This is a genomic window from Paracoccus yibinensis (assembly GCF_030846195.1).
Lineage (GTDB): Bacteria > Pseudomonadota > Alphaproteobacteria > Rhodobacterales > Rhodobacteraceae > Paracoccus > Paracoccus yibinensis.
Window position 1 is genome coordinate 1 of sequence record NZ_JAVCWH010000027.1, and the last position, 18477, is coordinate 18477.

The 18477-nt window shown below is 59.8% G+C and carries 19 protein-coding genes; 7 read left to right on the top strand and 12 right to left on the bottom strand.

All coding sequences use genetic code 11. The annotated features are described in order from the left end of the window. Positions 1-247: 247 nt before the first annotated feature. Positions 248-991 (top strand): hypothetical protein, encoded by a 744-nt coding sequence (locus RAH32_RS20015; RefSeq protein ID WP_306610174.1) that lies wholly within the window; start codon positions 248-250, stop codon positions 989-991. 339 nt (positions 992-1330) lie between these two features. Here RAH32_RS20015 and RAH32_RS20020 read toward each other — a convergent pair whose 3' ends face one another. The 6 genes from RAH32_RS20020 to RAH32_RS20045 all read right to left on the bottom strand — a co-directional run bounded on the left by RAH32_RS20020 (position 1331) and on the right by RAH32_RS20045 (position 6080). Then, the gene (locus tag RAH32_RS20020; protein ID WP_306610175.1) at positions 1331-1765 is read right to left on the bottom strand and encodes a hypothetical protein; all 435 of its coding nucleotides are present in this window, start codon (positions 1763-1765) and stop codon (positions 1331-1333) included. Positions 1766-2399: 634 nt separating this feature from the next. Continuing rightward, a complete protein-coding gene (locus RAH32_RS20025) occupies positions 2400-2663 on the bottom strand; it encodes a zinc finger domain-containing protein (protein WP_306610176.1) in 264 nt (87 codons plus the stop codon). Beyond that, a complete protein-coding gene (locus tag RAH32_RS20030) occupies positions 2656-3108 on the bottom strand; it encodes a hypothetical protein (protein WP_306610177.1) in 453 nt (150 codons plus the stop codon). Before RAH32_RS20030 ends, RAH32_RS20025 begins: the two co-directional genes overlap by 8 nt. Before the next feature lie 63 nt (positions 3109-3171). Further along, entirely contained in the window at positions 3172-3531 is a 360-nt protein-coding gene (locus RAH32_RS20035) for a hypothetical protein (protein ID WP_306610178.1), read from the bottom strand. Between the two features lie 52 nt (positions 3532-3583). Then, positions 3584-5407: a ParB/RepB/Spo0J family partition protein gene (locus tag RAH32_RS20040; RefSeq protein WP_306610179.1), complete on the bottom strand. Its 1824-nt coding sequence runs from the start codon at positions 5405-5407 to the stop codon at positions 3584-3586. Between the two features lie 268 nt (positions 5408-5675). Beyond that, a complete protein-coding gene (locus tag RAH32_RS20045) occupies positions 5676-6080 on the bottom strand; it encodes a DUF3768 domain-containing protein (RefSeq protein WP_306610180.1) in 405 nt (134 codons plus the stop codon). Positions 6081-6906: 826 nt separating this feature from the next. On the opposite strand from RAH32_RS20045, the gene RAH32_RS20050 reads away from it, so the two are divergent. Together RAH32_RS20050 and RAH32_RS20055 are read left to right on the top strand one after the other, a co-directional pair. Then, the gene (locus RAH32_RS20050; protein ID WP_306610181.1) at positions 6907-7530 is read left to right on the top strand and encodes a TetR-like C-terminal domain-containing protein; all 624 of its coding nucleotides are present in this window, start codon (positions 6907-6909) and stop codon (positions 7528-7530) included. A gap of 158 nt (positions 7531-7688) precedes the next feature. Continuing rightward, complete coding sequence (locus RAH32_RS20055) at positions 7689-8180, top strand: GNAT family N-acetyltransferase (protein WP_306610182.1); 492 nt, start codon at positions 7689-7691, stop codon at positions 8178-8180. A gap of 105 nt (positions 8181-8285) precedes the next feature. Here the strand turns inward: RAH32_RS20055 and RAH32_RS20060 are convergent, their stop codons facing one another. After that, on the bottom strand, positions 8286-9485 hold the full coding sequence (locus tag RAH32_RS20060; protein ID WP_306610183.1) for an MFS transporter: 1200 nt from the start codon (positions 9483-9485) through the stop codon (positions 8286-8288). A 24-nt stretch (positions 9486-9509) separates the two neighbouring features. Here RAH32_RS20060 and RAH32_RS20065 point away from each other — a divergent pair, with 24 nt between their 5' ends. After that, positions 9510-10529 (top strand): GlxA family transcriptional regulator, encoded by a 1020-nt coding sequence (locus tag RAH32_RS20065; protein ID WP_306610184.1) that lies wholly within the window; start codon positions 9510-9512, stop codon positions 10527-10529. Between the two features lie 303 nt (positions 10530-10832). On the opposite strand, the gene RAH32_RS20070 is transcribed toward RAH32_RS20065, so the two are convergent. Beyond that, positions 10833-11882, bottom strand: coding sequence for an IS110 family RNA-guided transposase (locus RAH32_RS20070; protein WP_306610185.1), 1050 nt, complete (start codon positions 11880-11882; stop codon positions 10833-10835). A gap of 325 nt (positions 11883-12207) precedes the next feature. Between RAH32_RS20070 and RAH32_RS20075 the strand changes: the two genes are divergently transcribed. Continuing rightward, positions 12208-12834 carry a hypothetical protein gene (locus tag RAH32_RS20075; RefSeq protein WP_306610186.1) on the top strand — a complete coding sequence of 209 codons (627 nt, stop codon included), beginning with the start codon at positions 12208-12210 and terminating at the stop codon, positions 12832-12834. A gap of 31 nt (positions 12835-12865) precedes the next feature. Here RAH32_RS20075 and RAH32_RS20080 read toward each other — a convergent pair whose 3' ends face one another. The 3 genes from RAH32_RS20080 to RAH32_RS20090 all read right to left on the bottom strand — a co-directional run bounded on the left by RAH32_RS20080 (position 12866) and on the right by RAH32_RS20090 (position 16216). Then, positions 12866-13999 (bottom strand): Y-family DNA polymerase, encoded by a 1134-nt coding sequence (locus tag RAH32_RS20080; protein WP_306610187.1) that lies wholly within the window; start codon positions 13997-13999, stop codon positions 12866-12868. Positions 14000-14272: 273 nt separating this feature from the next. Then, positions 14273-14881 (bottom strand): LysE family translocator, encoded by a 609-nt coding sequence (locus tag RAH32_RS20085; RefSeq protein WP_306610188.1) that lies wholly within the window; start codon positions 14879-14881, stop codon positions 14273-14275. Positions 14882-15088: 207 nt separating this feature from the next. After that, positions 15089-16216, bottom strand: coding sequence for a helix-turn-helix transcriptional regulator (locus RAH32_RS20090; protein WP_306610189.1), 1128 nt, complete (start codon positions 16214-16216; stop codon positions 15089-15091). A gap of 190 nt (positions 16217-16406) precedes the next feature. Here RAH32_RS20090 and RAH32_RS20095 point away from each other — a divergent pair, with 190 nt between their 5' ends. Continuing rightward, positions 16407-16631 carry a hypothetical protein gene (locus RAH32_RS20095; protein ID WP_306610190.1) on the top strand — a complete coding sequence of 75 codons (225 nt, stop codon included), beginning with the start codon at positions 16407-16409 and terminating at the stop codon, positions 16629-16631. Positions 16632-16738: 107 nt separating this feature from the next. Here the strand turns inward: RAH32_RS20095 and RAH32_RS20100 are convergent, their stop codons facing one another. Then, positions 16739-17413, bottom strand: coding sequence for a tyrosine-type recombinase/integrase (locus tag RAH32_RS20100; RefSeq protein ID WP_306610191.1), 675 nt, complete (start codon positions 17411-17413; stop codon positions 16739-16741). 150 nt (positions 17414-17563) lie between these two features. Here RAH32_RS20100 and istA point away from each other — a divergent pair. Beyond that, positions 17564-18477, top strand: a 914-nt coding sequence (gene istA / locus RAH32_RS20105; protein WP_306610192.1) for an IS21 family transposase, incomplete at its 3' end; no start/stop codon positions are given.

An 18477-nucleotide genomic window follows, 5' to 3' on the forward strand; every position in this document is an offset into this window, starting at 1 on the left:
GGACAGCCTTGCGTGGGGGAACCGGCGGTTCCCATGAACGGACACGCGCCCTTCGCGCGTGGCCCCACAAAGGGCAGGGGCGTTCGGCTTGTCCGAATCCCCCGGCCAAGCGCGGTCCCGCGCCTTTGCCTCGATCCCCGCCCCTTCGCGGGGATCTCTCCATCATCTTTCCCGCTCAAAGCTTTCCACTTAAGGTCGCACAGACACTACCAGCATGAGAGCTGCGTTACGCGGCGGGTGAGAAGAAGTGGACTTCGAGACAAGCCTCAGTTTCCTGAAAGACGTTATAAGCGCCTTCGGAGGCTTGGCCGCCATTGCGGTCGCCTCGGCAGGCGCAGCATATTGGCTGTTCCAGCTACTTGCGGAACGATGGCTACAGGCCAAGTTTGATGCTCGGCTTGAAGACTTAAAACATGCCCAGAACAAAGAGATTGAGAGGCTGCGCTTTCAGATCAACGCCCTATTGGACCGCGCATCTCGAATGCATGGGCATGAATACAAAGCCTTGCCGGAGATTTGGTCGTCTCTTGTAATGGCTTGGGGAGAGGTAGCGTTCTACTTATCACCGCTACAGCCAGGACCTGACTTGTTTAACATCACACCGGCACAGCTTGAGGAATTTCTTGCTTCCACTCCGCTAAGCGAGACCCAAAAAACGCACGTTAGGGATAGCGACGACCGAATGGCCGCTTACCGAGAGGTTATTTACTACCACAAAAAAAGTCGTATCCTTGAAGTCGTTCGAACGTTCTCGCTTTCCCTGTCAACCCACGCGATTTTTCTACCCCAGGAGTTGATGAAGCCTCTGCGACGGTTAGATGATCTGATTTGGGAAGCTCTTAATGAACACGCGGATAACGAAGAGCTAAAATTTACGCCTCGTGAACGGAAGGCATATAAAGAACTTACCTCAGAGGGAAAACCACTGATGGAGCAGATCGAACGCCGGTTCCATGAAAGAATGCTGTCCGAGCCAATGATTTCAAGCTAGATTGCTGAGTAGTTCGCCTTAACCATCGATCAGCATACACTCCTCGAATGTACGCTCGGCTTTAGCGATCTCGCCGCGCTGCAAGCTTCCGCCTCCACTCCCAAGGTCGGGCCAGTGCGAGGCTGGACAATCGGGCTACCCCCCGCAAGCGATCGTGACCCGATAGGGCCGAGACTGGGCCGCTGGACCGACTATTGCGGCCCTGCAAAGGCTGGCTCGGGACGAGACAGGCGGCGCGGGAAAAGCCGCAAAGGAGGGGCAGGGGTCCAGGCTCGGGGCGCAGGCCGGTGCAGCCGGCCGAAGCCTAGAGCGCGGTCCCGGCCACAGGACGGGAGGCGGCTAGAACAATCTTCTGATGTTGCCGATGTCCTTGCTTGATCCCGATGGCGCAATCCGCAGATGCGAGCAAAGAGCGATCAGGCCGGTTCTCAGCAATCTCGGATGGGCTTTTGCGCCCTTCATCAGAACCTCGTGGATCATGCCGGTATTGCGTTCCGCCTCGACCCTGAAAACGTCGCAAATATCATCGCCGGGGATCAGGATTTCCCAGATATTGGATTCTTCATTCTTGACGCATGACACCATAAAGGCCGCCATGACATCGGCGGCCCAGTTTACGACAGGATTTGGCTCAACCCCTCTTTTCCTTGCCTCCGCCATGCAGAAGTTCTTTGCCGCTTTGAAGGCATTGGACACATCTCGTGGGCAATCCGATATTCCGCCAGTATCGCGAATACCGTCGATCCAGTTTGCATAAATCACTTGATAGATCATCTGCCATCCCTGACCTGAAGGCCGCCCAAGGCCCGAAGCTTGCTAGAAGCATACCCGCGAAGCCTGTCGCCACAACAGCCGGGTAGGATGCGTCTGCTTCAGGACCACGCCCGCCCCGATTGAAGCCCGCCGTCAGGCGGGCCAGGACGCCGCCAGGCGTCCTTGTTCTTCTGGCCTGTCCTGCACGGTCAATGTTCCAGTTGGCCTTCAAAGGTAACTGCCGGGGCGCAGACAACCACGACCCCGCCCCGGCGCACTCATCAATGGGGAAACAGAGCCATGCTATGACAATCCATGGATGTTCAATGGCTTGAGACTGCAACCTCCAGAAGAAGCGGAAACCTGCTTCATGGACGCAAGCGCGGCGCCCGCCGCGCTTTCCTTTTCCCGCGCAGCGGTTCCGCGCGAACAGCGCGGGGCCGGGGCTGCGGGGCATTGTCCCCGCGGCGCCGGTCAAACCAGAGGGCTGCGCCTGGACAAAAGAAAAGGCCCTGCCGGAGCAGGGCCAGTGCTATCCTCACCACAAGGATAATCGGGTGCAGCCTCACGCAGGGGTAAGGGCGGTGGCTGCGAGATACTCTTTTCAGGTATCACCCACGGCGACACAACGCCAGCGGTCGGGATGATCGTTCCGTCAGATCAGGGCCATCTTGTCGGGCTGCGGACGGATCCCTGCGCGGCCTCGCGGGTCGATGAGCCAGCGGTCGCCGTCGCGGAACATGCTGGCCTCCCATCCGTGCTGCTCGATGAACAGGCGGTCGGCTTCCGCGCCTCGCTCGGCGTGCAGCTCGTCGGCGCGGTGTCCACTCGGGCGACGGCACCACAGGCCGGGGGTGCTTTGACAGGTCGGGCAGCGCACGGCCAGAACCGGATGACGATGGGCGGTGAAGTCAGGCATGGCAGCTTTCCTCGGCAGTCGAAAAGCGGGGCTCGATCCGGCAGCCATGTTGATCGCGGGCCACAAGGTCGAACGGCATCCGGTCCAGTGTAAACCGGCCCAGGCTATAGCCGTGCAGGAAATCCAGAAGGTAGACCGGATCGGCGGGGTAAGGGGCGCGGTTCCACGCATCGCGCAGGACGGCCCGCTCATTGGCGGAAAAGCCTGCCAAGCGGCGGCGGGCTTCGCGCCAGCGTTCGGCCCTGTGCGTGCGGCTGCGGCGTTCCTGTTCAAGCCATTGGATCGCACGGGCTTGCATCACTTCATCCTCGGACGGCTGCGCCTCGGCCACAAGGTCGGCCAGCAGGGGCAGGGCTTCCCGTTCAAGGCGCTGCTTGCGGCGCAGCGCGACCCGCTTGCGGCTGGTGTCGGTGAACGGGTGACGTTCGCATCGTTTGAAACGCATGGGGGCAACCTCCTTCGCGCGAGAGGCAGGCAGGGCGCAAACGCCCTGCCGCCGTGGTTCACGTCACGCCTTCGGGCGACGATCAAGGCGGAACCGGACAAGCCACGATGGCCCAAGCCGGTTGCGCAGGCTGTGAAGAACGGGGCTGGCACTGGCGTTCATCCATTGCTTTCGCAGTTCGGCCTTCCAGCACCGGCCATGCTCGGCGGCAAAGGCCCGCAAGGCTTCCTGTTCCTCGGCCGTCAAGCCGTCACCGGGATCGGCGCTGTCACCGGCCTTTTCCCCGATGATGCGCTGCAATTCTTCCCGTCCGGCATCAAGCATGGCGCGGGCTTCAAGATGGGCAAAGGGTTTCCAGAACCTGGCGCGGGCTTCCGGGGTCTGCTCGATCCCGGCACGGCGTTCGAGGTCTCCGATGGTCATGACACAATCTCCTGCGGGGTGATGGGGTGGGGCGCTTGCGCCCCACCGTTGGTCACTTCATGCCTTCGGGAAGCCATGCCGCGATCTTCGCGGCCTGTTCCTCGGTGACGGCAAGGGCGCTGCACAGATCCCCGTCGCCCCGGAACAAGGCTTCAAGCCGCTCGGCCTTCTCGCCCTTCTTCATCTTGGCGAAGGTGGTTGCGGTGGGATGCTCGGGGGCGAGGTCCAACAGGTCGCGCCACAGATCATCGAGATAGCCGCCGCCCACGCGGGAAAAGAAATTGGCGGCGGTCGGCGTCCAGACTTCGCGGATGTTGGGCTGCGTTTCCTTGTCCAGCATCGCCGCCATGTCCTTGCTGCCGCCGCGATAATGCGCGGCAAGGAAGCGGGCCAGTTCGCCCTTCACATGCTCTGCGCCCTTCTTGCGGAAGGCGCGGAAGGACTTTGCATGGTCCTTGCCAAACATGTCGCGGGCCGGGTTGTCGGTCAGCCGCGCGTCAAGCTGGTAGCCGCTGGCCTCGGTCGAGGGCCAGTTCGGAACGTCCTCGGTGGACAGGCCGAACGGCTTTTCCCACCGCAGTGCATGGCTCAACTGATAGGCCAGCAGGTCGATCAGCAGATCAGGGTCGCGCAGGATCGCATGTTGCCGCGCCCCTTGGGCGATGCGGGACAGGTCATCGCGTAGCTTCTGCGAGATTGCCGACTTGGGGGCGTCCTCCGCTGCACCGGCATGGGCGGACGGGCGCAGAAAACCGGCCTCGATAGCCGCAGTCCGGTCCTCGCGGCGCACAAGGCCCTCGGCCTTCTGCAACTCGCCTTTCGAGTTCACATAAAGGATGACGCCCGCGACCGCCTTCTGCTCGTCGCTGTAGCTGCCGTCGAGAATGGCTTGCAGCGCGGCAAGCTCGGCCTGTCCGTCCTCGTCCAGAACCTCGCCGTTCGCCAGTTCGGCCAGTTCGTCATACCGTGCGGCCTGTTCCTCGGTCAGCACTCCTTCTTCTTTATAGATGCGGTCCAGCTTGCGGTTCTCAAGCTCGTAATAGCCGATATAGCTGTCACCAATCGCCTCGGCCCATGTCCAGCCTTCCGCCTTCGCGGCCTCGACGGCTGCGGCCAGCTTGCGGGAAAACAACTCGTCCAGCAGGGCAACATCATCGAAATACTGTTGATCGCTGAACAGGTCGCCGGTCATGCGCCCGCCCTCGGCCTCATAGGCGTTCTGGCCGACAAACAGGACGCGGCGGTCGGTGCCGCGCACGGCATCGGGTTTCAGCATCTGCTTGATCTGGTGGTCGCTGTAGCCGTGGCCCTTCACCTGTTCCAGCACGGCAAGGCTGTGGGCCTTGTCGTCGCAGACGGTGAAGGCGGCGGCGTTCGACAGGGTGATGGTCCCGGCCTTCAAGGCGTCCAGAACCGGGGCGGGCAGGCTTGCCAGCTTCAAGCGGCGATAAACGTGCTTTTCATTGACGCCAAAGGCCACGGCGATGGATGGGACCGGGACGCCCCGCGCGGCCATGGTGCCGTATTCGCGGATCTCGTCGGCGGCGTGGGGCTGCTCCCGGTGGTGGTTCTCGCTCGATGCCCAAACCTCGGCGGTCGCCGCATCGGGGGCCAGCTTCACGGGAATGGCGGCAAAGCGCGGATCGTCCTGCAGGAGTTCCAGGGCGCGAAGCCTGCGACCTCCGGCCACGATCCCGACCTTGCCCGCCTCGTCGCGCAGGCCCGCAAGGTTCTGGATCAGGCCAAGCTGGCGGATGTTCTCGGCCAAAGCCTCGATGCCTTCCGGGCTGAACACGGTGCGCGGGTTCAAGGGCGAGACGTAAAGATCAGCAAAGGGGACCAGTTCAACCGGGCTGTTGATCGCTTCGTGTTTCATGGGGTCGTATCCTTGTTCTGTGGTGAGAGTGTCTGTTATGATTGCCCTGCCCTCATTGCCGTGGGGGCAGGGCGGGCTTTGTCAAAGTGCGCCGTGCTGGATCAGGAAGCGGCGGCCGATACCGAAGCTGTCGCCCTTCCTGACAAGCGCCCACGCTTCTGCGAGGCGGCGCTGCAAGGTTTCACTGCTCATAAGTTCACCCCCTTTCAGGCTGTCAGTGCGGGAAGGGTCGGCCTGCTGACGGAGCCACAGCAGGCCGATGGCGGGGTCAGTGTTCGGACGGCAGGTAGAGCGTCAGAACACGGCGCGTCTGCTCGGGGTCGGACGGGGTTTCCGCGCCGAAGTGATAGGCGGTGTCGTAAAGGTCGATCTTCCAGAAGATCGCCACGCCATGCGCCTCGACGCGGCCAAAGGAATGATCCTCCCAAGGGTCGTTTTCTTCGGTGAAGGCAGTGAAGGTGATGACGGCATTCATCAGCGCCGCCTGGGTGCGCTCGGGGATGGCGAGGAAGCCCGGCGTGACGACGGCGCGGCCTTTCAGATGGTGGCCGCGCCACAGGGCCGCGAAGCCCAAAGTCTGCCGGAACGCATCGTTCTGTTCCGCAATCAGCAGCCGCAGCATGTGGTCACGGACCTGCTCCGCGGCGGTATCGGTTTCGAGGGTTTGAGCCATTTTCGGCCTCCTTGTGGTGATGCCCGTTCCGGTCTGGTGCCGGATCATCGGGCGGGGTTGCAGGTGAGGACCGCGAAGCGGCGCCTCTCCTGAAACCCTGCCTCCCGGCGAGGGCAGGAGGGGGACCCGTGCAAGGTTGTCCGTAGGGGCGAAGGGGAGGGGGATCACCCGGCCACGCAGCCCGGCCCCAGCCGGGACCGTGGTTGGGGAAACCCCTTCGCCCCGTCAAGCGGACGGCCTTGCGCGGGGGAACCGGCGGTTCCCATGAACGGACACGCGCCCTTCGCGCGTGGCCAGGGACAGGCAGGGGCGTTCGGCTTGACCGAATCCCCCTGGCAGGCGCGCTCACGCGCCTTGAGCTGGATCACTGCGCAGGCGCGGGGATCTCCGCATCATCTTTCCCGGTCGAAGCTATCCAGCCTGCCGCCTCCCTGCGGGCGGCGGGCCATGCAGGGCGGCGAGCTAGACGCGCCCATCCCAGAGCGAAGGAAAGCGAGCCGCTTTGTGGAAAGGTCTGGCCGTGGCCTGCAACCGCCCGCCCGGTTGACCACAGGCCCTTGCTCGATCCCTGGGGTCTCGCGCGGGCCTGCTGCGGCCTCACACCGTCCCTCCCAAGGTCGGGCCAGTGCGAGGCTGGACAACCGGGCTCCCGCGCAAGCGATCATCACCCGTCAGGGCCGAGATTGGACCAAACCTTTGATTTTTTGACCACTAACCGGGGCTGCTTAATCCAAGGTAGTAGTTAGTATTGGTATCACTTTTGATTTTACCTGAGATGCCTTATGCGAAACTGGTAGCCATAGTTCTCAATCATCCGTTGAACGTCATGAGTGTCACCCTTCAGCCCGGACAACATCTGCTGTCGGCTGCCATTGCCGAAGCCAGCCGCATCGTCTCCCAGACGGGCGAGCTGCCGCGCTTGAAGGTCATTGCCAAGGCGCTCGGGGTCGAAAAGGAGATGCTGAAGACGGTCATTTTCGACCGGAACCATCTTCTTGTGGTCATGGCGGATGTGGCCTTGCAACGGTTGCTGCACACGATCACGCAACAGATGGCTGGATGCTCATCGCCGGCTGATCAGCTGGAGAGGATTGCCTTTGCGTATATCGATTGGGCTCGCCTTTACCCTCAAGAGTTCCGTCTTGTTGAACAAATGCCTCGCGCCGTGTTCGAAGCGCATCCTCGCCTTCTGCAGTATGAACTATCGGTCCATGATCTTGTGCTAAAGATCCTCCAGCGTGCCCAGGAGGAAGGCTATCTCGATCCGGACGAGGACCTGATCATGCTGCGGGCCATGAGCCATACCTATCTCTTCGGTGTCATCACCAAGATGATGCTTGGGGTTCTGACCCGCTGGAAGCCCGGTTTGGATGATCATGAGGCCGCACAGACGGCTGTGCGCGCATTCAGAAGGAAACTGTTCAAGCCCAACCCGGCTCCCCGCAAGTGATCGTTCCTTGACAACGGTTCGACCTGTCAACCTAAAACGCTAATGTACTGCGCTATGATCAGCCATGAAGAGGCGACTGCTTTGCGGGACGAAGCTGCCGATCAATGCTATGGAAGGGGGCCTATTCCAGCCAAGCCTGCTACAGAATGAGATCGCCAATGCAGCAGACGAAAGATCTAAAGCTGTGCTGCATTCGCAAGGCTGATGTGGCCGCTCTTTTCTCCTTCCTCGGCAACGCGGCAGCAATGAGGTTTACGCACGTAGACAGATCGCTGAGGGAATGCCGGCGTCGCGTAATGGTGCATGAGTATTTTCGACGCCGCGACGGCTGCGCACCGTGGGTAGTGAGGGAGCGCTGCACAGATAGGATCATTGGCTGGGGTGGGCTCTACCAGGATCCGTTCGAGCTGGGTTGGGGCTTCGAGGTCGGCTATTTCTTCCATCCAGAGGCTTGGGGTAAGGGATATGCTTCTCAACTCGTGAGCGCAGCTCTTGCTGTGGCCGACGACCAGTTGAACCTTCCAGAGGTTTGGGCCATGGCGCATACGGAGAACTGGGCATCGCAGCGAGTTCTGGAAAAGGCTGGTTTCGTCCATGCGAGGCCGCTGCCGGAGCGGAAGCGGATGCTCTACCGCCGGAGCCGCTTATAGAAGCTTTCAGTGACTGCTAAGGACTCTTCGCGTCGATGCCCCGGCGCCGCCCTAGCGTCAGCGATGCGGACGAAGCTGCCAGTCAGGTTACTTACGATAAGCGGATTACTGGCCGCCAAACAACTTCGACCGGCCTGTCAGTTCAGGCACAAAGCTCGCAATAGCACCCATCAGGACAAGCAGTAATGCCACCAGGGCCAAAACCATCCACCCGGATCCTGTGACAAGAGCGCCCGAGGCAAAGGCAGAGGCCGCTGACACAAGAGCAATGACCGTGTCATTGACGCCTTGCGCCAACGCGCGATCCTCAGGACGCGCAGCTGCGGTCAACAAGTTTGTGGCTCCAATGAAGCCGAAGTTCCAGCCAATCCCAAGGATGATGAGAGAGGTATAAAAGTGCGGAGCCGTCAGCCCATGGGCAGCGGTGAGGGCTGCCAGCACCAGCAGCAGCAGCCCTGCAGCGATGACGACCCGCGCACCGAAACGCTGGATCAAGGTGCCGGTTAGAAGGCTTGGCGCAAACATGGCGACAACATGCCAACGGATCACATCCGCAGCTAAACTACCGGAAAATCCGCAGCCGATCATAGCAATGGTGGTGGGGGCCATGAGCAGCATCATAACACCCTGCGATACCGCACCCACTGTCACCGCTTGAATAATAGGCGGCTGCGTCAGGACAGCGATAGACTTTTGCGTGAGCCGCCGCGGCGCAGCACCCTGGGTTCCCGCCTTACGGACCAGTCCGAGCGGCAGCAGACCCAAGAGGCCGAGAAAAGCGACACAGGCATAAGCCCCCACCAAAGGCGCTTCCAAGCTGAAGGTGCGTGCCCATATGAACATCTGCGGACCGATAAAGGCGGCGATCAGGCCGGACGTCATCATCAGCGAAATGGCGATCGGTCGCCATTTGATAGGCACGGTCTCGGCAGCCGCAAAGCGAAAGAACTGAAAGGAGGCCAGTGCTGTCCCAAGGGTCATATGGGCCAAGCATAGGAACGCAAAGCTCTCGGTTTTGATGGCAAATGCGCCCAGCACTCCGCCCAAGATACCTGTGGCTGCACCTGTCATAAAGCCGAACCGTCGCCCCCGCTGTCCCATGAGAAGGGAGATGGGCGTTGCTGCCAGCAGTCCTGCCAACGCCTGAAGGGACGCTGGCAGCGTCGCAAGCGCCGGGGTTGGTGTCAGCATGATCCCTGCCAAGCCGCCCAGGATGATGAGCATGGGCATCATGGACGCGAGAACCGTGTTTGCTACGAGAAGCGCCAGATAGCTGCCGCTGCGGCGGGGAATGATCAGGTCCATGCTTCTCTCCTGTTGACGGAGGCAGTGTTAACTGAGAGCGGTTATGACGCAAAAGTCAGACTGGTATCAAAAATGGACACGCCTCCACGCCGACGCATCATCGACGTGCTGCTCTTCGACGGCGTGAACCTGCTCGATGTGGCTGGGCCGGTGCAGGCGTTCGAGGTGGCTCGCTTCAACGGCGATAAGATCTACCAGACACGGTTTCTCAGCCTGTCAGGATGCGCGGTAACGGCCTCTTGCGGCTTAGTTATGAGCGTTACAGGCACACTGTTTGAAGGAGCCGTAGGGAATGATCTCCTTGTTCCTGGCGGGGCAGGTATCGACGCAGTCGCTGCACGACAGGATGTGCAGGAACACTTGCGGCAACGACAGGCCATCCCAGGCGACGGACGCCTGATTTCTGTCTGCTCGGGAGCCTTGGCGCTTGCAGAGGCAGGAATACTAAATGGTCATGTAGCCAGCACCCACTGGTCGCGGGCACCGCAACTCGCGGCTTATCCGAATGTACACTGGGATTTGGACCGGATCTTCACCATAGAGGAGCGACTTTGCACCTCGGCCGGCATAACAGCGGGGATTGATCTCGCTCTTGCCCTGATCCGTGCCGATTGTGGCGGTGCCGCAGCTCTCGGTGTGGCACGCGAACTCGTCGTGCAGCTTCGCCGCACGGGCGGGCAAAGCCAATATGCTACCCATCTTGCTGCTCAATTTACAGAGGATGAAGGACTGGCGCGTTTGATTGAACTGGTCGTCAGCGACCCGGCACGGCCATGGACACGGGAAAGTCTGGCTGATGCTGCGCACATGACTTCCCGAACTCTGGCCCGTCGCTTCAAGGCATATCTGGCGATGACGCCCGCTGAGTTTGTGGAACGGACGCGCGTGGAACAGGCGCGTCGTCTTCTTGTCGAACAATTGCCTCTCAAGACTGTCGCAAAAAAGAGCGGCTTTGGGGATCTGCAAAGATTGCGGCGGGCCTTTCAGCGCCAGCTTAGGACTGATCCAGCAAGCTATGCGTCCTTGTTCGGCAATGAGTGCTGATAGCAGAGGAAGCATTATCGGTGCTACGAAACGTGAATGACAGAAAAGGGCTCAAACTCATCAAGCAGACGTGCGGCATCAGACCACGCACGAACTGCGTAGGCTTGCATCGCACTCATCTCCACCGGGCACATGGTTCCTTACGAGGTCGGCAATTGCCGCCGCAAAATGGGCTTCGGTAGGGGACCGCCTCATTGTCACTCCGCGTGATCTTGTCGCAACGATCGCTACGAGGTCGGTCTCCCAACGTCCCGGCAGGGACTATCCGCCGGAGCGGATCCTGGTTGGCTGGAAGGACTCAGGTCATGCTGCCTTCCCCTTCTGGCTGTATTCAAATTCGGTACCGTTGATCCAGATCGCATGCATGATGATCGCAAGCTTTCTTGCGACAGCCACCGCCGCACGCTTGAAGCCGCTGCGCTTGTAGACGCGGAGACCCCACGCCTTCAAAGAAGACCAACTGGCGGTCTTGGTCAGAACGACCGTCGCGGCCTGGTAGAGGTATGATCGCATCATCTTGTCAGGGGCATGGCCGATCCCGGCAGACCAGCTGGCCTCTCCCGATTGCCGCACCCGCGGCGCAAGCCCAAGGTAGGGCCCAAGCTTGTTGGATGAGGAAAACCTCGCCGGATCATCAACGGCCGTCATGAACGCCAATGCTACAAGATAGCCGATGCCTGGCACGGTCATGATACGTCGAGCATCCGGATCGCGTTCTGCGATGTTCTTGAGCTCGTCTTCATATACGGCAATCTGCCGGGTCAGCGCTTCATGCACAGCCAAGAGAGGAGCAAGGAGGGGTCCAAATTGTGGGTTCTCCCGGATGATCTCCTGAACCATTGCCGGAAACCTGCGGGTTGCCGTGCTACCAGCAAACAAGCCGAAGGACTTTACAACACCCCGCATCTGATTGAGCATGTCTTTGCGCGACACACGGAGCTGATATCGGGCGGTCAGAAGTGACCGGACATACTGGGTCTGTGGGCTGCGAACATTCGCCTCTTTGAACCAGCCAATCCGCATCAGCTCCGCCAACCCTTGGGCATCGTTCTTATCCGTCTTGTTCTTCCGCATGGACAGAGCACGGTTCGCATGACGCGCATCAATGCAGATCACAGGCAGCCCGCGCCCACGTAGTGCGCGCCAGAGCCAAGGCGTCGTCGCACCCGTTTCCATGCCGATACGCTCGCAGTTCGGAGCTTTACTCTGGATGATATTAGCAAGTGCGTCCGGGTCTGAGGGGACAGCACCCTGGTAAAGGCGCGTTCCATTCTGATCGAGGACGCAGATATGCGTCTCGGCAAGCGAGATATCGAGGCCAACATAGGTTGTGACAGGCGTCTTGTGATCCATTCCACCCTCCATTGCGACAGGTCCACATGCGCCAACCTATGAAGGCTGGGCGATGAACCGTTGTCACCCCATGTCACCCGAAGGGCCGAGACTGGATCGCTGGACCGACTATTGCGGCCCCGCGCGGGCTGGCTCGGGACGAGACAGGCGGCGCGGGAAAAGCCGCAAAGGAGGGGCAGGGGTCCAGGCTCGGGGCGCAGGCCGGTGCAGCCGGCCGAAGCCTAGAGCGCGGTCCCGGCCAAAGGACGGGAGGCGGTAAATCGACTTGATCTGGTAAACACATAGGTGAAAGATTGACTATGAACTTTTATCCAATAGGAACAATATGGCCCAGGATCTTACAATACACACATTTGACGTCCTGAAGATTGCTAATAGAAGTCCAGACGCTAATACCCTTCATCATCATAAATCGACCGTTCAAAAATTCAGAGATGTTATTAAAGTTAAACTAGATATTGCTGCTCTCAATAACTTTCAGGTTACTCAAGGAAGTATTGAGGACCACCTCAGACAAGTTGGCGCCATTTTAAGTTCTGCTATTTCCTGTGGAAATATCTATGACCTCGAAGTTGTAGATAATAGCTCCATCGCATTTTGGGAGCATAAAGCTGCCAAGGCACCTATCTATGAGCTTCCATGGACTGGCCCCGCTATTTTTCTCATGACTCATCCTAAAGAGGTTGTGACTGATGAAGGACTTTCAGCCTACCTTGCAAATAGGATTGGCGATCAACTCATTATTGTTGAACTTCTATTCGTCGGAAAATCAGAAAAGTTTCTAATCTACCAGACTCTGTGGGCGAATATACCGTTAGGCATCGATAAGAGTGTTACGGTAATTGCGTATACAGGCGATGCGCCAACAATGAAAACGGTTGATTCAACCTTTAAGCCTCTAATCATGGCAACCGCATTTTTGGTCAGTGAATCTAGTTCTCGACCATCATAAAACATTGAACTGCGTGAACATCTTCTGTGTCTTAAACCCGCACGGTCGGCAACTCGCTGATCCTGGTGGTGTAGCGGGGCGAACGGTGATCGGCGCGCAAGCGCCATTCACCGGCGAAGCCCTCCCGCGCCAGCACCATCGTCTTTTTGCCGAAACGGTCGTTGATCGCATCGAGGGCGTCCGTCAGGCGCGCATCGCGCGGGCGGGCAGGCTGGAACAGCATGGCCGGCCGGTCGGCCTCGGGCAGCAGGTCATCGAGGATGACGCCCGCCTTGGTATAACCACAGCCATTGCCGGACGGATCGCCGCGCCAGCCTCGGCGGGCGGCTGAGACGGCAGCGTCCACCAGGTCAAAGGTATGGTTGGACATGGGCCGCAGGCGCACGCTGCGCGATGCGGAGTGCTGCGGGCGGTCCGGCTTGTGCGGGTTGGTGTGGAAAAACACGGTGAGCGTCCCGGCGACAAGGCCGTGCTGACGCAGCTTCTCGGCCGCGCGGGTGGCGTGTGCGGTGACAGCCTGCGCCAGCACATCGAATGTCGTCATGGGCGTGCCCGAGGATCGGGTCACGGCCATGCCCTTTCTCTGCGGCGGCACGTCCTCGAAGTCGATGCAGGCAATGCCACGCAGCTCCGCCACCAGCCTTTCAAGAACAACCGTGCCGATCTTGCGGGACAGCGCCATTGGCAGGTCGCGCAGCGCGGCCGCGGTTCTGACGCCCTGGGCGATCAGCTTGGCCTCGGTTGCCGGGCCGACGCCCCATATCTCCCCAATGGGGATGCGGCTCATCACATAGTCCCGGACCTGGGGGTTCATGAGATTGCAGACACCCCCGAAGATCGGGTTCTTCTTGGCCGCATAGTTTGCCAGCTTGGCGAGGGTCTTTGTGGGTGCGATGCCCACGCAGGTCGGGATGCCCACTTGGGTTCGCACCGCCTGGCGCATCCGGGCCGCGTGCGCCTCCATCCGCTCGCCAAAGCCCGACAGATCAACAAACGTCTCGTCGATGGAATATACGTCCAGGCGCGGCGAGTAGCCGTGCAGGACTTGGGTCACGCGCGCGGAAAGATCGCCATAGAGCGTATAGTTGGAAGACAGGGCCTTCACGCCATGCCGCTCCATGAAGTCGCGCATCTTGAAGGCGGGTGCCCCCATGCGTATCCCCAAGGCGCGGGCTTCTTAGTTAATTGGAATGTCCACTTGATTCTTGTTAAACGCGATATAATCAACGAAGGCGACCGACGAACGCTTTCCATTATAAGTTATAGCCCCTCTGGAAATTTAATTTTGCTTCCTATGTTCTGGAGCGGCTTCGTGGATTGCCCACCCGTTACAGCGATGCGATGTTGCTGACAGTTGTGCCATTGCTTTCGTTATGATTGGTATGTCGTAAGCTATCCTTACAGAGCGGCGGGAACATAGTTCGCGGCCCGCGCCGACTTACCAAAAGAACAGGCCGGTCGCAGAGGCCGCAATTGCCAACGAAGTTCCCCGTGCCCACAAGATAATACCAGTGGAAGAGCGCAGCAGCCTCTGCGTTATATCGGCAAACAGGATAATTGCGAGGAATGCGCCCAACAGGGCGACGAGCGTGGCGGCGACCAGTATGATTATCTGCCCTACCTGGATCACGGCCAGATCAACAACATTTGGGAGAAGAAAAAGATACATGACGATTGTTTGCGGGCTGCTCAGGCATAAGGTGAACCCCACCAATCCTGAGGTCAAAATCCCGCTGGCCGATGATTGATGATTGCCTGGCGTTCCTGCGGTCACCCACATCTTGAATGACATCCAAAAAAGCAATCCTGCTCCGGCATATTGCGCTCCGGCAAAGATCTCAGGATGCCCCTGAAGCCAGACGCTCAGGCCGGCACAGATTGCCAAGATAATCGAGATGTCTCCCACGCAGATACCAACTGCCATGGCACATGCGCCTTGCCTGTCCTTGCTCGCGGATCTCGCAGCCAGCACCGCAACGAGCGGACCGGGCGCAAGAGTTAGCGCGGCAAGTGCAGCCATGTATGTTACAAGAGCTGCTGCTTCCATGAGCGTGTCCGGCACCATGCACCTCGGGAACCGCAGCCACAGAAATATGGAGCGGTCTGCCCAACAATCGTTGATAGTTCCTCCAAGACATCAGACTACTCCTGACCTCGTGAAGGCACATACCCCGAATGGGGAATGAATCCGAAGAAGCTAGATTTACTGGTACTCGGCGTTCAACTGTCATTATTTCGTCGGGCGCGCTTAGCTTTATTGGTCTGGTATCAGGACCGGGGCGGTAAGAAGCCAGCCGTAACTCTGCGCCATAACTGCAACCTGACAAACAAGGTCGGCTTGCCGCTTGCAGCCGGTTTTCCAGAAGATGGCCTTCAGTTGCGTTCGGACGGTGTCTGGCGAGGTTCTACGTTGGACTGCAATCTCATTGAGGGTAAGGCCAGCGATCAGGCCTGCCACAACGCCTGCTTCGGCTCCTGTCAGTCCATGCAGGCTGCAGAACCGGCGTACACCTACTGGCAGCGCCACGGCAGGGTCCTCAAGCTGGATGAAGCATGAGATGCGCTCCGAGGACGCGGCACCGGGCTGGCCCGGACGGTATACGCACACGTGGAGGGGCAACCCGCCTGTCCGTCGCTTGACATGGAGGTGCTGAAGAGATGGCGGCTTCTCCGAGCTCAGCACATGCTGAAGGAGCGACAGAAAGTCAGGATCCTTGGAAACCAGCCGCCCTCGCGGATTTATGCTGAGTGCTTCAGTCTGAGCAAGAAGGCGAAGCGCCTCGGCCTCAGCCGTCAAGACACGCAGATTTTCATCTATCTGCAAGGTGCTGCCCGATCCGGCGACAAAATCCGGTTCAGTTCCGCGGCTGCGGATGCGAAACGCGCGGTACAGGTGTGGAACAAGCAAAGTCATGCTGCGCCGTGCCTGTTCCAGTTGCTCTTGTGTCACATCCGCGCTGACGATGCTGAAAAAGACATGAAGCCCCGCATCGCGGTGCAGCGTCACGCCCAAGCCCGTTTCGATATCCTGCGGGCGCAAGTAGTCCTGATAAAACTCGGTACGCTTCAAGACCTCGCGGGGCAGCATCTCGTCGGCCTGCATGACCTTTCCGAGTGGCCTTTCCATGGCGTGATTAACCCAAGGATTTATTTCGTGATAATAGTCATTGAAGTTCTTGACCATTCCTTCGTCCAGGCCACCGGTCAGTGACATAGCCCCGGCACCCGACGCCTTATTATGGAAAAACAGAACCGCCTTGCCGTTCGGCATCAGGCCGCAAGAGCGTGTCACGAAATCTTGCCAAGGTGCTTCATTGAAGAGCGCGGCGTAGAGGTGATCGATCAACTCGGTCGCGTCGGGAGGTAAAGCATCGTGGGACATGCATGAACATCCTCTGGGCAAGGAGGCAGTTACCCCATTTAGGGTATTAGCGATTCTTTCATAATACTTTAGTTTTAGAAGTATGTCCCCTGCGGAGAACTACCCGCGATTTGAGCCGAGTTAGGCAAAACCGCATCGAGGCAATGAAGCAAGCAGGACTTCTTATTTAGTTTTGGGGTTAGGAGGAAATATGATCGAGTTACTGATCAAAGCATGTGTGCTGTCCGCGCATCTGTCATCCCCCGAGCCAGATTGTCGGGATTTCAGTCTTCTTTTCGATTCCCGCGAGATCAGTCTCATGACCTGCATCACGCAGGCACAGCCCATCATTGCGCGGTGGAAGGCATCGAACCAGAAGTGGGAAGTCAAGCGCTGGCAATGCGGCATGCAGGCAAGAAACGTCAGCAGCATTTGAGGATCATTCGGGCGCTTCCTTGGCGCAGATCGACAAGAATGAAGAGCGAAGCAGGCTGCAGGGAATTGGTATGAGCAGAGTCGCCAGCCAACCAAGGTCTGAGCAACTCAGCTATTCTTTCCTGAAGATTTATCTGGCGCAGCGATGTCCGCAAGCTTGGAAACAAGTGCCTCGTGGGCTTCGATGCCCTCGTTGACGGCCCGGAGTTCGTCATCGTTCAGCGGTATCTCCTGCCGCAGCCGGAGCAGGTTGGACTTTCCCTCCAGACGCTGTGCCCGCGAAGACGCCTTCGGCAGGTAGAACGAGCACTTCGCGCAAGCCATCCGGTGTGGGCACTGGTCAAAGAAGTCATAGCTGCAATAGCCGTGGCCGAGGTCGTAAAGCTTCCATGGCTCGTCAGGGGGAATGCCGTTCCGAACAGCATCTTGGTCGATCAGCACCTCCACCGCGCGGATGTTCCGGGCGAAGTAGCCGGCTTCTTCATAGGACTTCGCGAGCTTGGTGGGGCTGATCTTGGCATAATGCCGTGTTGCTTCCGGCGAGCGATGACCCAGCCAAGCCTGCAACTCGGTCAGGCTCAGCGGTTCTTTTGCGTTATAAAGCTGGGTGGCGATAGTAGACCGCGCCCGGTGGCTGGTGATCGCGCCGCGCGCATCCTCAAGCGGAACCCCAGCCTTGCGGCAGAGCGCCGGGATCAGCCTTGAATTCAGGTAACTGCTGCCGACAGGGTGCGCGCACCACGGTGATCCGACCACACATTCCATGAACATCCGACCGGGCATTCCACGACCATCCGACCACCCGTTCCAGCCGCATCCGACCAGGCTGAGCTGAGCGGGTTCCGTCACGCGGGGCGGGTCTGAGGCAGACCACCTGCGCTACCCAGAAGCTGTTGCGACAGCGGAAGAAGGGGCGCGATGAGGAGACTGCCGATGAGGAAGATCGAGGACGTGCTGCGCCTGCATGCGCAAGGCATGTCGACCCGGCGGATCGCACTTGCGACCGGTGTCGGCAAGACAACGGTGATCGAGTATCTGCGCCGTGCCGCGGTGGCTGGCCTGTCCTGGCCGCTGCCCGAGGGCCTGGACGAGGAGGCACTGGAGCGGCGAGTGTTTCCGCCTCCGCCGCCCTCGCAGGCCCGGCAATTCGCCGCCGCGGACTGGGCGATGGTTCATCGCGAGCTGAAGCGGCCGGGCGTCACGCTGGCGCTGCTTTGGGACGAGTATCGGGGCCAGAACCCCGACGGCTATGGCTACTCGGCCTTTTGCGAGCATTACCGCCGCTGGGTCGGGCGGCTTTCGCCCGTCATGCGCCAACGCCATGTCGCAGGCGAGCGGATGTTCGTCGACTACTCGGGCACCCGGATGACGGTGACCGACCCGGTGACCGGCGCTGCCCGTCCAGCCGAGATCTTCATTGCCGTCATGGGCGCCTCGAACATGACCTACGCCGAGGCCACCTGGAGCCAGGCGCTGCCGGATTGGATCGGCGCTCATACCCGTGCCTTTGCCGCGTTTGGGGCGGTGCCGATGCTGGTGGTCTCCGACAACCTGAAGTCCGGCGTGATCCGGGCCTGCTTCTACGAGCCCGAGATCAACCGCAGCTACGCCGAGATGGCGGCGCATTACGGCACCGCCATCCTTCCGGCACGTCCTTACAAACCACGCGACAAGGCCAAGGTCGAAGGGGCGGTTCTTCTTGCTCAGCGCTGGATCATCGCGCGACTGCGCAACCGGCAGTTCTTCAGCCTCGACGAACTCAACACCGCCAGCCGCGAAGAGCTTGCTCGCCTGAACGCCCGTGTCAGCCGTCATCTGGGCGCCGCGCGTCAGGACCTTTTCGACAC

Bases quoted from the DNA above. Each gene is read 5' to 3' on its own strand.
- RAH32_RS20020 (WP_306610175.1), bottom strand. From the start codon at position 1,765: ATGATCTATCAAGTGATTTATGCAAACTGGATCGACGGTATTCGCGAT.
- RAH32_RS20025 (WP_306610176.1), bottom strand. From the start codon at position 2,663: ATGCCTGACTTCACCGCCCATCGTCATCCGGTTCTGGCCGTGCGCTGC.
- RAH32_RS20030 (WP_306610177.1), bottom strand. From the start codon at position 3,108: ATGCGTTTCAAACGATGCGAACGTCACCCGTTCACCGACACCAGCCGC.
- RAH32_RS20035 (WP_306610178.1), bottom strand. From the start codon at position 3,531: ATGACCATCGGAGACCTCGAACGCCGTGCCGGGATCGAGCAGACCCCG.
- RAH32_RS20040 (WP_306610179.1), bottom strand. From the start codon at position 5,407: ATGAAACACGAAGCGATCAACAGCCCGGTTGAACTGGTCCCCTTTGCT.
- RAH32_RS20045 (WP_306610180.1), bottom strand. From the start codon at position 6,080: ATGGCTCAAACCCTCGAAACCGATACCGCCGCGGAGCAGGTCCGTGAC.
- RAH32_RS20050 (WP_306610181.1), top strand. From the start codon at position 6,907: ATGAGTGTCACCCTTCAGCCCGGACAACATCTGCTGTCGGCTGCCATT.
- RAH32_RS20055 (WP_306610182.1), top strand. From the start codon at position 7,689: ATGCAGCAGACGAAAGATCTAAAGCTGTGCTGCATTCGCAAGGCTGAT.
- RAH32_RS20060 (WP_306610183.1), bottom strand. From the start codon at position 9,485: ATGGACCTGATCATTCCCCGCCGCAGCGGCAGCTATCTGGCGCTTCTC.
- RAH32_RS20070 (WP_306610185.1), bottom strand. From the start codon at position 11,882: ATGGATCACAAGACGCCTGTCACAACCTATGTTGGCCTCGATATCTCG.
- RAH32_RS20075 (WP_306610186.1), top strand. From the start codon at position 12,208: ATGGCCCAGGATCTTACAATACACACATTTGACGTCCTGAAGATTGCT.
- RAH32_RS20085 (WP_306610188.1), bottom strand. From the start codon at position 14,881: ATGGAAGCAGCAGCTCTTGTAACATACATGGCTGCACTTGCCGCGCTA.
- RAH32_RS20090 (WP_306610189.1), bottom strand. From the start codon at position 16,216: ATGTCCCACGATGCTTTACCTCCCGACGCGACCGAGTTGATCGATCAC.
- RAH32_RS20095 (WP_306610190.1), top strand. From the start codon at position 16,407: ATGATCGAGTTACTGATCAAAGCATGTGTGCTGTCCGCGCATCTGTCA.
- RAH32_RS20100 (WP_306610191.1), bottom strand. From the start codon at position 17,413: ATGCCCGGTCGGATGTTCATGGAATGTGTGGTCGGATCACCGTGGTGC.